Genomic DNA, 12,541 nt, shown 5'->3' on the forward strand with positions numbered 1-12,541 from the left:
TGAGGGGGAGCAGGCTACACGAAGTGAGCCTGGACAGGGGTGGGCTTGTTCTGCCCGGCAAAGCCGGTTCCGCGGCCCCTGCTTGATGAGGAGTGCCCCCTCCGGTAGAAAACCGGCGCCCGTATTGGCTTTTTTATTGCTCGCGGTTGCGGCCTGGGCCGCCTTCGCCGCGCTGGCCGCGCGGATTGGTTGCGTCGGCCTGGCGGGACGGTTTGTCTGGGGTGGCGTCGCGTTGTGACTGCTGTTGCTGCTGCTGTTGCTGCAATTGGTGTTGCCGCCGCTGTTGTTGTTCCTGGGCCTGGGCCTGGGCCTGGCGCTGCTGCTCCTGCTGCGCACGTTGTTGCTGTTGTTGCAAATGCTGCTGCTGTTGTTGCAAACGTTGTTGTTGCTGCAGTTGCTGTTGGTGTTGCTGCTGTCTTTGCGCGGCCTGTTGCTGGCGGGTGTTTTCCTGGTCGCGCTGGGCCTGTTCGCGCAGGGCGCGCTGGCCTATGGATTCTTCACCGGAACGGCGCTGCTGTTCCAGCTGGGGACCCTGAAGCTTTTCTCGTTGTTCCTGTTGCTGGCGCAGCTGTTCGCGCTGCGCTTGTTGCTGGCTGCGACGGGCCTGTTCGGCGGCATGGCGGTCGGCGTTGGCGCGTGCATCGGCATTGGCATTGGCATTGGCATCCGCGGCCTGGGCGCGTTCCTGCGCTTCCTGGCGGGCCCGCGCATCGCGCTGGGCTTGCTCGCGCAGGGCGCGCTGGCCTATGGCCTCTTCGCCCTGGCGGCGTTGCTGTTCCAGCTGGGGGCCTTGCAGGCGTTCTTTTTGCTCCTGCTGCTGGCGCTGCTGCTCGCGTTGCGCGCGCTGGCTGGCCTCGAGGGCGCTGCGGTCCGGTGCGGGCGAGGGCCGTGCGGCTGGCGCTGCGCCGACAGGCGCGGCGGGGGAAGCGGGAGCGGCGGCTTGTGACCGGGCGTCGTGGTCCCTGCCGGCGGCGGGACCGGCGCGGTGCTCGTCCCGGTTGTTGTTATCGCGCCGGCCGTCCCGGCGATCATCCCTGCGGTCGTCGCGGCTGCTGACCACCGGCCGCGTGGCCACGGCGGGCGGCGGCAATGCGGCGGCGGCCACGGGGCGCTGCTGCGCGTGCAGCTCCGACGGATTCGGGCGCTGCGGCAGGGCGCCGCGGTCGGCCACGAGTTGTGCGCGGCCCAGGTCGGCGCTGCTCAGCCGGTGGGGATTGCCGTGCACAGGCCGGCCGCGTTCGAAGTCCTCGCGGCTGACCGCGGTGACGGCTGCAGGCTGGCGCTGGTAGCGGTAAATGTTGGTCACGTTGACGGTGTTGTTGACTACGATGTTGTGGTTCACCTGCGTGACATAGCGCGGGCTCACGCGGTAGGCCGGGCGAAAGGCTTCTCCGGGCGCCAGCGGGAACCAGCCCACGCCGGGCCGCGGTGCGCCGCCGATGGAAATGTTCCAGTTCACACCGCCGCTGCTGCCGCCCACAAAAGCGACGAGGGCGGGCGCATAGACAGGGCGCGGTGCCAGCCGGCCCGGTACCCAGGCCCAGCGCGGGCCGATCTGTGCCCAGCGGCCATAGTGAAACGGTGCAAACCCCCAGGGTGCGTCATCCACCCAGGTCCAGCCCCAGGGCGAAACCCAGGCCCAGTGGCCGACGCGGTAGGGCGCCCAATTGGCGGGCACGGCGCGCGGTATCCAGACGGCGCCGTAACCCGGGTCCTGGCTCCAGGTGCCATAGCTGTCGAGCTGCTGGTAGCCCACGGTTTCGCGCGGTATGTAACGCGCCGAAACCGACTGGTCTTCACGCCGGTCGCGGGCGGCGGCCCACAGGTCAAAACTGTCCTGCTGTGCGGCGCCCGGTCCCGCCGGGGTGAGTTGCGTGCCGCTGAAGTTGGCCTGCTGCCGGCTTTGCAGTGTGACAGGGGCGACGCCGTCGCCATAAATTACGCCGCTGCCCGACTGGGCCACCACGCGCGTCGTGTTGCCGGCAGGGTCGACGTCCAGCCGGTAGTCACCGGGCTGCGACACCACAAACGCGAGGTTGGGCGTATCCACTTCCAGCCGCTGGCCTTCATAGAGGGCCCGTACGCGCAGCTTGAGCGTGCCCTGGGCCAGGCGCAACTGGGTGGTGTTGTCGTCCAGTGCCTGGAAATCCAGGCTGGTCTGGCCGTTCATGCGCAGCGCGGTAGAGCCCACGTACAGCTCCGAGCGGGCGCCGGGGCCCGTCCACAGCCTGTCGCCGGCTGTCAGCGGCCGGTTCAGCACGGCGGGTGTCCAGGCCGACGCTCCTGCCGGGTTGTTGCCGTCACCCGGTGCGAAGCTCACGGCGCCTTCGGCCAGGTTAAGCCGGGCGACCCGGCCGGGTGGATCCAACTGGGCGCCCTGAGGCGCAGGCTCCTGCGCCCAGGCAACGGGCTGCAGCAATGCCAGCAGGACTGCAAAGGCCAGCAGCGTGAGGTAGCCGTAAAGGTGCGAAGGCCGGAAGGCCATGTGATCGGTATGGGACACGTTTGTGTCGCCGGTGTCGATTGCTGTCATGTTGAACGCTCTCTTCCTGTCTTGCGGGACATGGATGGACTGGAAGGCGGGCTGACGTAACCGTCGTGATCGCATCGTGATCGCCGCCTGATGAGGAGACCTTACCCAGTACAACGTGCGTGACGATGGATGGAGTGCTAACAGGCGGTAAAGATTGCGAAACAGAAGGCTGGAATGAAACGGGATGTAATGCCTGCAGCGGCCGATCGTTCTGTTAATGACACTTTTGTTAGAGAAAAATGTCTGCAGGCCAATGCAGATGGGCGCAAGCAGCTATCAAAAAAGGAGCGACAGGACTGCGGCGAAAAAATGGCGCGTGCAATATGAGACGATTGCCCCATGCAAGATTTCTGGCCTTCCAGCGGCTTTTCCCGGCTCCAGCGCAACGCACGCGGCTGGCTCGCACCCTCCGACGACTATCTGCGGCTCTTCCTCGCGCGGCCCGAACTCGCGCCGGTGGCCGAGTCATGCGATGCCGAACGTGCCCTGCACGCCGCGCTGGTGGCTGCACCCTCCCGACCGGTAGAGCCCGCCGAATTGGCGGCCCTGCAAGATGCGGATGCGCGTGACAACTACAACCTGTTTTTGCGCTTTCGCGATGGACTGCTCGCCGCCGGCACGCTGGAGGCGTACTACCTGGGCCTGTTCCCGCGAGACGGAACGGGCCGCATCGACATACCGCCGTTGTTCATCGACCTGATTGCCCAGGCGGTTGTCCACAATGTGTTGCAGGGTTCCACCGACGCATATGAAGTGCGCGCCGCCGAAATACTGTTTCGCCCCCAGCGCATCAGTACGCAGGACGGCCAGGTGCTAAGCGGCGACCAGGAAGTGATCGACATGTTCAATGAGACCGGCGGTGTGGGCGACTTCGGCCGCTTCCTGGCGGAGGCCAAGGCGCCGGTGCCCGTGGTTGAACTGCAGGTGCTCAATGACGATAACGTTTTCACGTATTGGCAGCAGCCGGGCCGCCACCGTTTTCTGCTGGACCTGACGCATGAGGTCAGCAACGACCTGAGCCACGGCCTGGTCTTCACCATGGTGCGCGCCCGCTCAGGCCTCAAGGCGCTGGCAAGCGTGTTGCAGAAGTGGGTGAAGCATTTTCTCGGCGTTGAAGTCACCATCCGGCCGGTGCAGAAAGTGGACGATGAAGCCTGGCGCTGGCATGTAGGGCTGGACGTGGAGTCCACAGCCTTGCTCAATGACCTGTATGAGGGAATGGACGTTGCGCCCGACCGGCTGCAGCGCCTGGTCAGCCTGTTCCGGCTGGAATTTGTGGACACGCGGGAAATGCGCAGCGATGTGGCGGGCAAGCCGGTGTACCTGGGATTGATGATGAACGCCGACGGGGTGGTGAGGCTCAAGCCGCAAAACCTGCTGGTGAACCTGCCGCTGCTGCCTGCAGCGTCCTAGGGGCGTGCGCGGATCAAGCCGGATCGTTTCAGTCGCTGCCCTCCACTTCCACCACCAGCACGCGGGCCTCGCCCACCGGTGAGGCGACATGCTCGGTGCCCACGCTCGCGAAAAAGATGTCGCCGGTTTCCAGCATCACGGAGCATTGCCCGCAGTTGTCGCGGTAGCGCATTTCCACGCGGCCATCGAGCACCGCAAACACTTCTTCGCCCTCGTTGATATGCCATTTGTAGGGTTTGTCGGTCCAGTGCAGCCGGGTGGTGATGCCCTGCATGTTGGCTACCGTCACCGCGCCCCAGGCGCGTGCTGCGGTGAAATCCTTGCTTCGGATGATCTTCATGTCGGTCTCCATCAGGTGAGCGCGCTGGCGCAGTGAAAGCTCCGCCATGCTACGTCGCGGGGCCGGCGGAACCATGAATTCTTCGGGGGCCATTGATTCCGTATCCGCATCACTGAAATGCGCCGTTCGGGACTGCGCGGCGCTAAGATGCTTTGCATGAAAAGCGTATTGCTTCCCTGCGGCGAAGCCGTTCCCGCCCTGGGCATGGGCACCTGGAACATGGGCGACGTGCCGGCGCGGCGCGCCGACGAACTCGCGACTCTGCAGCTGGGCCTGGACCTGGGCTGTACGCTGGTTGATACCGCGGAAATGTACGGTGAGGGGCTGGCCGAAGAACTCGTTGGCGAGGCGCTGCAGGGAAGGCGTGACGAAGCCTTTATCGTCACCAAGGTGTATCCGCACAATGCCTCAAAGGCGGGAACAGTGGCCGCGTGCGAGCGCAGCCTGCGCCGTTTGCGCACTGACCGCATCGATCTTTATCTGTTGCACTGGCGGGGTTCGGTTCCGCTGGCCGAAACCATGCAGGCTTTGATGGCGCTGCAAAAGGCCGGCAAGATACGTCATTACGGCGTGAGCAACCTTGACCTCTCCGACATGCAGGAGCTGTGGCAAGTGCCCGGCGGTCAGGGCGTGCAAACCAACCAGCTGCTGTACAACCTCACGCGCCGCGGCATTGAGTGGGATCTGCTGCCCTGGCTGCGCGAATGCAGCGTGCCGGTCATGGCGTATTCACCGATCGAGCAGGCGCGCCTTCTGCGCCATGCAGGCCTGACCGGCTTCGCCGTGCGCCACGGCATGCAACCCGCCCAGGCGGCGCTGGCCTGGGTGCTGGCGCAGGACGGCGTCATCGCCATTCCCAAAACGGGCCATCCGGAACGGCTGCGCGAGAACGCCGCGGCGGCGCAAATCCGGCTCAGCGATGAACAACTGGCTGCACTGGATGTGTTGTTCAAGCCGCCTTCCCGCGCCACCTCGCTGGAGATGATCTAGACCTTTCCAGGGGTCAACGCGTGTCAACGCGTCAGCCACATCCCTGCTGCCAGCAAGGCCGCCTGGACGGCCATGGCGATGTAGAGCGGCTTGCGGGAAGGCGTAGCGGCATCCTGAAGCGTCTGGCCAATACGCTGCGCGAGCAGAGTGCGCAACACCGGGTCAGGCGAACCTGGTGCTGGCGCAGGTGCGGCCTCGGCGGCGCGGGCCTGCTGCCATTGCGCCAGTACATCAGCCAGCGGCAGGCGGTTCACCACGAAATTGATCATGCCGCGCACGGCGCGTCCCTGGCCCAGCACGGGCGCCAATTGCTGACCAATGGCATCGGCCGACAGCATCTCTGACACCCGTTCGAGTGCACCCTTGGTTCGCGGCATGGCCTCGATACGTCCGGCAATCGCGTCTGTCAATCGCTGCGACATGGCCTCTCCATGACCCGTCACGACTTGTTGTATGGCCCGGCTGCGGCCACGCGCCACGCCCAGCATCAGGTAAATCGGAACAAAGGCCAGCAGCAGCATGCTGACCAGCAAGGGCGGTGAAAACAGCAAGGCGAGGATGGCGCCGGCGCCGCCTGCATGCGCAGCGGCGGGCATGCCAGGGCCGGACAGCCGGCTCAGGTAGAAGAAGAACACGCCACCGCCCAGCAGGAAAGCCAGCAAACCTCCCATGGCGACAGAACTGGCAAACGCCACACCGGCTTTGGCGCCGGTGCGCACCATGGACGGCGCGGCAGAAGAGTTTGATGACATGCAAGGCCCTCTTATTTTTTAAAGGGCTGATCATAAGCGGCGCTTGCGGGGGCGCTGGTGGTGCATGGCAGGCGCTGCAGCCCGCCCAGGGCATCGCCGATCGAGACGCCGGACCCCGCGGATCACGGTCCGGCCTCGCTACACCGCCATGTTGTATAGACAGGCCGGCGAATAAAATTGAAGGTCAAACCGGCTGCAAGCGAGTGCGTCTTTTTCATTCGCCTTATGCTTGGCAAGCCCCATAAGGAGACCTTCCCCCATGCTTCGCAAGTTTTTGTCGTTCATTGCCCTCGCGCTCGTGCTCTGTGCCGCGCAGGCCCAAACATACCCGGCCAAGCCGATCCGCCTGATCGTTCCGTTCCCGCCCGGCGGCGGCACCGACATCCTGTCACGCCTGGTGGCCACCAAACTGGCGGAGGCCAGCAAGTGGACCGTGGTGCCCGATAACCGCGGCGGCGCCGGCGGCACCATCGGCATTGCAGAGGCCGTACGCGCAGCGCCCACGGGCTATGACATGGTCATGGGCCAGAAGGACAACCTGGTTGTTGCCCCCTGGCTGTACAAAAACCTGAGCTACGACCCGACCAGGGATTTGGTGGCAGTGGCCCACGTCGCCTACACGCCGGTCGTGATCGTCACGGGCGTGCAGTCGCGCTTCAAGACGCTGGCCGACGTGGTGGCGGCAGCCAAAGCTGCGCCTGACTCCATCACCTACGGTTCGCCCGGCAACGGCACGACCATCCATCTGGCGGGCGAGATTTTTAACGGCGCGGCCAACATCAAGCTGCGCCACGTGCCCTACAAGGGTTCCAACCCGGCCATGATGGATGTGCTGGCGGGCAATGTGGACCTCATGGTGTCCTCGCTGCCCTCGGCCATCGCCCAGATCAAATCGGGCAAGCTGCGCCCGCTGGCCGTCACCTCGGCCCGCCGCAGCACCTCGCTGCCGGATGTGCCCACGGTGGCCGAACTGGGCTACAAGGATTTTGACGTCAGCACCTGGTATGGCCTCTTCATGCCGGCCGGCACGTCCAAAGACATCGTTGCCACGGTCAATGCCGAGGTCAACAAGCTGCTGGCCACACCCGAAATGAAGGCGGCCATTCACGCGCAAGGCGCTGAGGTACAAAACATGACGCCCGAGCAGTTCTCCGCGTTGCTCAAGAGCGACTACCTCAAATGGAAGGGCATTGTGCAGGCTTCCGGCGCGACCATCGAGTAAGTGGTTCGCTGCTTCTCCGCAAAGAGGCGGCGCCCTGATGGGCGCCGCTTTTTTTTTTCGGAGAAGGCCGCTCCTGGTCCCGAAAACTACGTGAAAACCCTGAGAACAGATGCGGGGACGCATGACATGATCTAGTCATCTATAGGACTAGATCAATTATGCATAAGCCCACCCTCACTGTGGTCCCCGCCGAACCGGGCCAAAGCCGTTATGCCGCCCTGGCCGCCGCTATGCGCGCGCGCGTGGTGGCGGGCGAGTGGCCGCCGGGCAGCGCCTTGCCGGCCGAGCAGACCCTGGCCGCCGAGCACGGCGTGGCCTTGGGCACGCTGCGCCGCGCGCTGGAACTCCTGGCCGACCAGGGATTGATCGAACGCATCCACGGCCGCGGCACCTTTGTGCGTGCCGGCATGACGGGCGGCACCATGATGCGGTTTTTCCGCTTCGGCGAGGGCACGGGTGAAGTGCCAGCCTCGCACATCGTCTCGCGCCGGCTGCTGGTCGCACCCGCCGAGGTGGCGCGGCGCCTCGGCCTTGCACGCGGCGATACGGCGCTGCGGCTGCAACGCGTGCGCTCGCTCTCTGGCCAGCCCTGTGTTTACGAGGAAATCTGGCTGCCCCCGGCCCTGTTTGCCGAGCTCGCCGAGAGCGATACCGACAGCTGGGGCGACCTGCTCTACCCGATGTTTGCCGAACGCTGCGGCGTGCACGTGGCCCGCGCGGTCGATGAAATCGGCTTCGGCGCGTTGACGGCGGCGCAGGCCGGCCACCTGGCCCTGTCGGCCGGCCATCCCTGTGCGCTGGTCACGCGCTGCGCCTACGACCTTGCCGGCCATTGCGTCGAAGTGCGCTACACGCGGGGCGACGCCCACGCCTTTCACTACACCGTCACCATCACCTGAACACACCCTGAACACACCCTGGAACTGGAGAAAACCATGCCACACCCAAGCAACAACCCTTCAAATGCCGCGCAGCCGCTGAACCGTTCGCGCCGCCTCGTGCTGCAGGCCGCGGGCGCGGCCGTCGCTGCACCCTGGACCTTTGCCGCTCATGCCGCGGGCCAGATCGCCGGTGGCAAGCCGATCACGCTGGTCGTGTCTTATGCCGCGGGCGGCGGCGCCGATCTGATGGCGCGGTTGATCGCACCGCGCATGGCGGAGTTCCTGGGCCAGCCCGTGCTGGTCGACAACAAGCCCGGCGCCGGCGGCCAGATCGCCGCGACGCAGGTGGCGCGCGCCGTGCCCGACGGTACGCAGTTGCTGGTCGATGCCTCGTCCTTCGCCGTCAATCCCGCGCTTTACCCCAAGTTACCCTACGACACCGACACGGCTTTCGCGCCTCTGGCCGTGTTGGCGCAGTTCCCCAACGTGCTGGTGTGCACGCCCGGTTTTGAAGCCAAAAGCGTCAAGGACCTGATACGCCTGGCCAAGGCCAAACCCGGGCAGATCGCCTATGCCTCCTCCGGCAACGGCTCGGCCCAGCACCTGGCTGGCGCGCTGTTTGAAGACCTGGCCGGCGTCAAGCTGGTGCACGTGCCCTACCGCGGCGGCGGCCCGGCCATGAACGACGTGATGGCCGGCCAGGTGCCGCTCTTCTTCGCCAACGTGGCCTCCTCGCTGGGACAGATCCAGTCGGGCCGGCTGCGCCCGCTGGCGGTGACCAGCCGGCGCCGCACGCGCTCGCTGCCCGACATGCCGACCATGGAAGAAGCCGGCGTGCCGGCTTATGAGGTGCTCGAGTGGAATCCGGTGCTGGCGCCCGCCGGCATAGACGCCAAGTCCAAAGCCGCGCTGGTCGCCGCCATCCGAAAGACCATGGCCGACCCCGAAGTGCTGGGCCGCATCCGCAGCCTGAGCGGCGAAGCCTTCCCTGAGGGCCCCGAAGCGCTGACCCAGGCTTTCCTCAAAGCCCAGCAGCTCAAATGGGGCCGCATCATCAAAGACCGCAAGATCACCACGGGTTAAGCGGTGCAGAGTTCCACGCCTGACCCGGTGGCGCCCGGCTGGGACAGCCACGTCCACGTCTTTGACGCCGCTGCGGCTGTCGCGCCGGGCCATTACCAGCCCGCGCACCGGCCGCTGGCGGACATCGAGCAACTGGCCCAAAGCCATGGCTTCGGCCACCTGGTGCTGGTGCAGCCCAGCGTTTATGGCACCGACAACACAGTGTTGCTGGACACCTTGCGTGTCGGTGGCGGGCGACATCGCGGTGTGGTGGTGCTGCCGCCTTCCATCGACGATGCGGCACTGCAGGCCATGCATGCGCTCGGCGTGCGTGGCGTGCGCTTTAATCTGGTGTCTCCCGTCGGGGACAGCCTCAAGGCCGGGGAGGGTGACGGCGCCCGGGACAGCTTCCAGGCCCTGGCGCCGCGCCTGCGTGCGCTGGGCTGGCATGTGCAGTGGTATGCGGCACCGCAAGACCTGCCCGTGATCGCGGCCCTGCATGCGGCCAGCCCGGTACCGGCGGTGTTGGACCACCTCGCCGGCATGTACGCCGGCGTTCCTCCGGATCACCCGGCCTGGCGGGCGCTGGAGCAGCTCGCCGACCAGGGCGCCTGGGTCAAGCTCTCGGGCTGGTACCGCCTGGGGGCGCAGGCGCCGTATGAGACGCTAGACGAGACCATCCGCAAGGTCGCGGGGCTGTTCGGGCGGCGCATGGTCTGGGGCTCCGACTGGCCGCACACCGCCTTTGCACCCGACGCGCTCCCCGCCTATGCCAGCACCTGGGAGCCCGTGGCGCGCACGCTGGCGGCGGCCCAAACACAGTGCGTCCGGGAGCAGGCGCCGGCCGCCTTGTACGCCTAATAAGCCCGGCGGGAGCCCTGCAGCCCCGGAGTGGCTTAAAATCACGGGCTACGCCATTTTTAACCCGGAGTCTTCCATGCCCAAGAAAATCAGAGTCGAAGCCGACATCTGCGCCCCCAAGCCAGTCCCTCCCAAGGGCTACACGATCACGACCGGCCGCGGCCAGAAGATCAGCCTGGAGCGCGGTTCGCACACCCGCAGCAAAAAGAACCCAGGCAAGCGCCCTCACCAGGGTTGAGCTGTTTTGCTGATGCGGCCCCAGGTCGCATCCATGAAAAAAGCGCCTCTTCGGGCGCTTTTTTCATGGCCAAAATGGCTGGCGTTCGGTGAATTGGGTTCGATGCGGTATCCAATCCAGATAAAAACTCCTCTTGATGGAAGACGGCCATGATGTTTAATCCATGGATAACGTCAACGGGGGGTACCGAAAAATGTTGTCCAGAATGGCGGTTTTCCTGGCATTGATCCTGGGGTTGGGATGTTTTTCCATTTCAAGCGCCCAGCCGCTTGCAAACCCGATTGCAACAAGGCAGATAGGAACGCCGAACGCATTCCCGATGGCGATCTACAAAAGCATCAAAGTGCAGGATTTGAATCAAATCCTGATTGATTCGTTTGTGGAATCCGGCTTCACCCTGCTTGCCGCCAAAAAAGACGCAGACAGCGCCACGGTCTTCCGGTTTTCTTATCCCGTGGACAAGAATGGCAAATACGGCGTTGTGATTTTTGGATTCAAGGTAGACGGCACCGTTGTCAATGGCCGGTGCATGAACTGTTTTTTGCGATGGGGAAAAATACAGGACGAAACGGACATCGGGAAATTTCCATGGATGGTCCAGTACGACCTGAGCAGCAGGCTCTACCCGGACATCGACCAAGCGTATTCGTCCATCAAAAACAAATCCCTGAACTACCTGGATCCCCAGCGCGGGTTTGATTACAAAAACGCATGGGGCGGAGAGCGTAATCGCTGGACTTACGACAACTCCTACGTCAAGGTCAAACTGCCGGATCTGAAGCGGGAGTGGGTCCGCGCCTTCACTGATTCCGGTTTCATCCTGTTGCGCGACAGCAATCCTGCCGCCGATGCCTCTGATTCTGTTGTGGATTTTTCATTTCCCATCGACAGCGATAAACCCGGTGGGGTGGTCTATTCCATTCAATTCCGAAGCCAGTTTGATGCCGATGGGCTTTGCTACCCTTGTGAAGCCAGGCCGTCGTATGACCCCTACCAGACATTGCCCCCCGCTGGTTTGTCTGCCATGCCGGGCAGGCTGACGCTGGCTTCGCGGTTTGAGGCCGGCCTCAACAGCGCATACGAGCAGATCAAGGCGACGACGGAACGCAATCTTCGGCCGAGAACCCAGTTCGTCCGGCCGCCAAAATTCGTTCCTCCCGGCTCAGCGCGGCCACCTCCCATTATTCTGCCGGTGACATGAGCCTGCGCTGGCCGGTCGGTACCGCCAATCACGGCCCGCTTCTCTACGATCCGTGGTTTGACAGGCTGTTCCTCTTTGGCACCGCCGGCATCGCGCTGGTCCTGGGCGCTTTGGCGACGATCTCACCCGCGATGTTTGTAGCGGTGGTACTGGTCGACATCTGGCTATTTGCCAGCCCCCACGTCATTGCGACCTACACCCGCATCGGGTTTGACAAAGCCCAAGCCAAAAAGCACTGGTTCCTGATTTTTGGTTTGCCGCCCATCGTGCTGGTCGGGGTCACGATGGTCGCGCTGGCCTATGAGTTGGGCGGCCTGTTTACCTTGTATTTCATTGCGCAGACCTACCATGTCACCCGGCAGTCGTTCGGCATTGCAAGGGCGTACAGAAGGGCCGACCCGCAGGCAACGGGCCCTGATCGCTTGTCTGAAAGCCTGATCTATCTCTTTCCGCTTTGGGGCTTGATGCATCGGTGTACAACAGCCCCTGAATTCTTTTATGGCTACCCCATCTATCTTCCATCCGTTGACGCCGCGTTGACAGGCGCAACAGGCATCGTCGCCGTGTTTGTGTGCGCATGGTGGGGATATCGGCAGCTGCGCCTTGCGCTGGCCGGTCAACTCAACGCGGGGCATTGCCTGTTTGTGGCATCGCACCTGCTTGTCACGGCAGTCGCTTACCTGTGGGCCACGAACATCACGTCGGGGTGGCTGGTGGTCAATATCTGGCACAACCTGCAATACCTGCAGTTTGTATGGCTGCAGAATGTCCGCCGTGACGCGCAACTGCCGGGCGCCGTCGATCAACGATCCCTTGACGGCCAAGACCTTCAGCGCCTGATGAACCCATTCAAAAATGCGGCCAAATACCTTGCCTTATGCCTGGTGCTGGGCGCCGTGATGTACGAAGCGCTGTCGGTGGCGGGTCGGCAATTGATCTGGCTAGGCTTGCCCGCCGTGTTCATTTTGCATTTCACCGTGAATTTCCATCACTACCTGGTGGACGGCGTGATCTGGAAAAGGCCTAAACCCGGCGCGTGACGCATCCG

General features: G+C 64.2%; 13 protein-coding genes. 10 read left to right on the plus strand and 3 right to left on the minus strand.

Translation table 11 applies throughout. The annotated features are described in order from the left end of the window. Window positions 1-133: 133 nt before the first annotated feature. Window positions 134-2,533: a DUF6600 domain-containing protein gene (locus tag AC1D13_RS11680; RefSeq protein ID WP_477689566.1), complete on the minus strand. Its 2,400-nt coding sequence runs from the start codon at window positions 2,531-2,533 to the stop codon at window positions 134-136. 174 nt (window positions 2,534-2,707) lie between these two features. On the opposite strand from AC1D13_RS11680, the gene AC1D13_RS11685 reads away from it, so the two are divergent. Continuing rightward, window positions 2,708-2,860, plus strand: a complete 153-nt coding sequence (locus tag AC1D13_RS11685) for a hypothetical protein (protein WP_457281310.1) — start codon at window positions 2,708-2,710, stop codon at window positions 2,858-2,860. A 12-nt stretch (window positions 2,861-2,872) separates the two neighbouring features. Beyond that, entirely contained in the window at window positions 2,873-3,946 is a 1,074-nt protein-coding gene (locus tag AC1D13_RS11690; RefSeq protein ID WP_477666509.1) for a DUF6352 family protein, read from the plus strand. 28 nt (window positions 3,947-3,974) lie between these two features. On the opposite strand, the gene AC1D13_RS11695 is transcribed toward AC1D13_RS11690, so the two are convergent. Next, window positions 3,975-4,286 carry a cupin domain-containing protein gene (locus tag AC1D13_RS11695; protein WP_457281308.1) on the minus strand — a complete coding sequence of 104 codons (312 nt, stop codon included), beginning with the start codon at window positions 4,284-4,286 and terminating at the stop codon, window positions 3,975-3,977. 156 nt (window positions 4,287-4,442) lie between these two features. On the opposite strand from AC1D13_RS11695, the gene AC1D13_RS11700 reads away from it, so the two are divergent. Next, complete coding sequence (locus AC1D13_RS11700) at window positions 4,443-5,276, plus strand: aldo/keto reductase (protein ID WP_457281307.1); 834 nt, start codon at window positions 4,443-4,445, stop codon at window positions 5,274-5,276. A 23-nt stretch (window positions 5,277-5,299) separates the two neighbouring features. Here AC1D13_RS11700 and AC1D13_RS11705 read toward each other — a convergent pair whose 3' ends face one another. Continuing rightward, complete coding sequence (locus AC1D13_RS11705; protein WP_477666510.1) at window positions 5,300-6,028, minus strand: hypothetical protein; 729 nt, start codon at window positions 6,026-6,028, stop codon at window positions 5,300-5,302. Between the two features lie 259 nt (window positions 6,029-6,287). On the opposite strand from AC1D13_RS11705, the gene AC1D13_RS11710 reads away from it, so the two are divergent. The 7 genes from AC1D13_RS11710 (at window position 6,288) to AC1D13_RS11740 (ending at window position 12,533) form a co-directional block, all read left to right on the plus strand. Further along, complete coding sequence (locus AC1D13_RS11710) at window positions 6,288-7,250, plus strand: Bug family tripartite tricarboxylate transporter substrate binding protein (protein WP_477666511.1); 963 nt, start codon at window positions 6,288-6,290, stop codon at window positions 7,248-7,250. 158 nt (window positions 7,251-7,408) lie between these two features. Then, window positions 7,409-8,149, plus strand: a complete 741-nt coding sequence (locus AC1D13_RS11715; protein ID WP_457281304.1) for a GntR family transcriptional regulator — start codon at window positions 7,409-7,411, stop codon at window positions 8,147-8,149. 36 nt (window positions 8,150-8,185) lie between these two features. Then, window positions 8,186-9,214, plus strand: coding sequence for a tripartite tricarboxylate transporter substrate binding protein (locus tag AC1D13_RS11720; protein ID WP_457281303.1), 1,029 nt, complete (start codon window positions 8,186-8,188; stop codon window positions 9,212-9,214). Between the two features lie 3 nt (window positions 9,215-9,217). Continuing rightward, complete coding sequence (locus AC1D13_RS11725) at window positions 9,218-10,054, plus strand: amidohydrolase family protein (RefSeq protein WP_477689567.1); 837 nt, start codon at window positions 9,218-9,220, stop codon at window positions 10,052-10,054. Between the two features lie 76 nt (window positions 10,055-10,130). Then, window positions 10,131-10,292 carry a hypothetical protein gene (locus tag AC1D13_RS11730; protein ID WP_007863796.1) on the plus strand — a complete coding sequence of 54 codons (162 nt, stop codon included), beginning with the start codon at window positions 10,131-10,133 and terminating at the stop codon, window positions 10,290-10,292. Window positions 10,293-10,455: 163 nt separating this feature from the next. Beyond that, the gene (locus AC1D13_RS11735; protein WP_457281301.1) at window positions 10,456-11,493 is read left to right on the plus strand and encodes a hypothetical protein; all 1,038 of its coding nucleotides are present in this window, start codon (window positions 10,456-10,458) and stop codon (window positions 11,491-11,493) included. After that, window positions 11,490-12,533, plus strand: coding sequence for a hypothetical protein (locus AC1D13_RS11740; protein ID WP_457281300.1), 1,044 nt, complete (start codon window positions 11,490-11,492; stop codon window positions 12,531-12,533). Before AC1D13_RS11735 ends, AC1D13_RS11740 begins: the two co-directional genes overlap by 4 nt. The last annotated feature ends 8 nt before the right edge of the window (window positions 12,534-12,541 follow it).

Source organism: Polaromonas sp. P1_E12 (genome assembly GCF_056405975.1).

Excerpts from the sequence above, each read along its gene's own strand:
- AC1D13_RS11730 (WP_007863796.1), top strand. The coding sequence starts at position 10,131 with ATGCCCAAGAAAATCAGAGTCGAAGCCGACATCTGCGCCCCCAAGCCA.
- AC1D13_RS11685 (WP_457281310.1), top strand. The coding sequence starts at position 2,708 with ATGAAACGGGATGTAATGCCTGCAGCGGCCGATCGTTCTGTTAATGAC.
- AC1D13_RS11705 (WP_477666510.1), bottom strand. The coding sequence starts at position 6,028 with ATGTCATCAAACTCTTCTGCCGCGCCGTCCATGGTGCGCACCGGCGCC.
- AC1D13_RS11720 (WP_457281303.1), top strand. The coding sequence starts at position 8,186 with ATGCCACACCCAAGCAACAACCCTTCAAATGCCGCGCAGCCGCTGAAC.
- AC1D13_RS11690 (WP_477666509.1), top strand. The coding sequence starts at position 2,873 with ATGCAAGATTTCTGGCCTTCCAGCGGCTTTTCCCGGCTCCAGCGCAAC.
- AC1D13_RS11715 (WP_457281304.1), top strand. The coding sequence starts at position 7,409 with ATGCATAAGCCCACCCTCACTGTGGTCCCCGCCGAACCGGGCCAAAGC.
- AC1D13_RS11700 (WP_457281307.1), top strand. The coding sequence starts at position 4,443 with ATGAAAAGCGTATTGCTTCCCTGCGGCGAAGCCGTTCCCGCCCTGGGC.
- AC1D13_RS11695 (WP_457281308.1), bottom strand. The coding sequence starts at position 4,286 with ATGAAGATCATCCGAAGCAAGGATTTCACCGCAGCACGCGCCTGGGGC.
- AC1D13_RS11740 (WP_457281300.1), top strand. The coding sequence starts at position 11,490 with ATGAGCCTGCGCTGGCCGGTCGGTACCGCCAATCACGGCCCGCTTCTC.
- AC1D13_RS11680 (WP_477689566.1), bottom strand. The coding sequence starts at position 2,533 with ATGACAGCAATCGACACCGGCGACACAAACGTGTCCCATACCGATCAC.
- AC1D13_RS11735 (WP_457281301.1), top strand. The coding sequence starts at position 10,456 with ATGGATAACGTCAACGGGGGGTACCGAAAAATGTTGTCCAGAATGGCG.
- AC1D13_RS11710 (WP_477666511.1), top strand. The coding sequence starts at position 6,288 with ATGCTTCGCAAGTTTTTGTCGTTCATTGCCCTCGCGCTCGTGCTCTGT.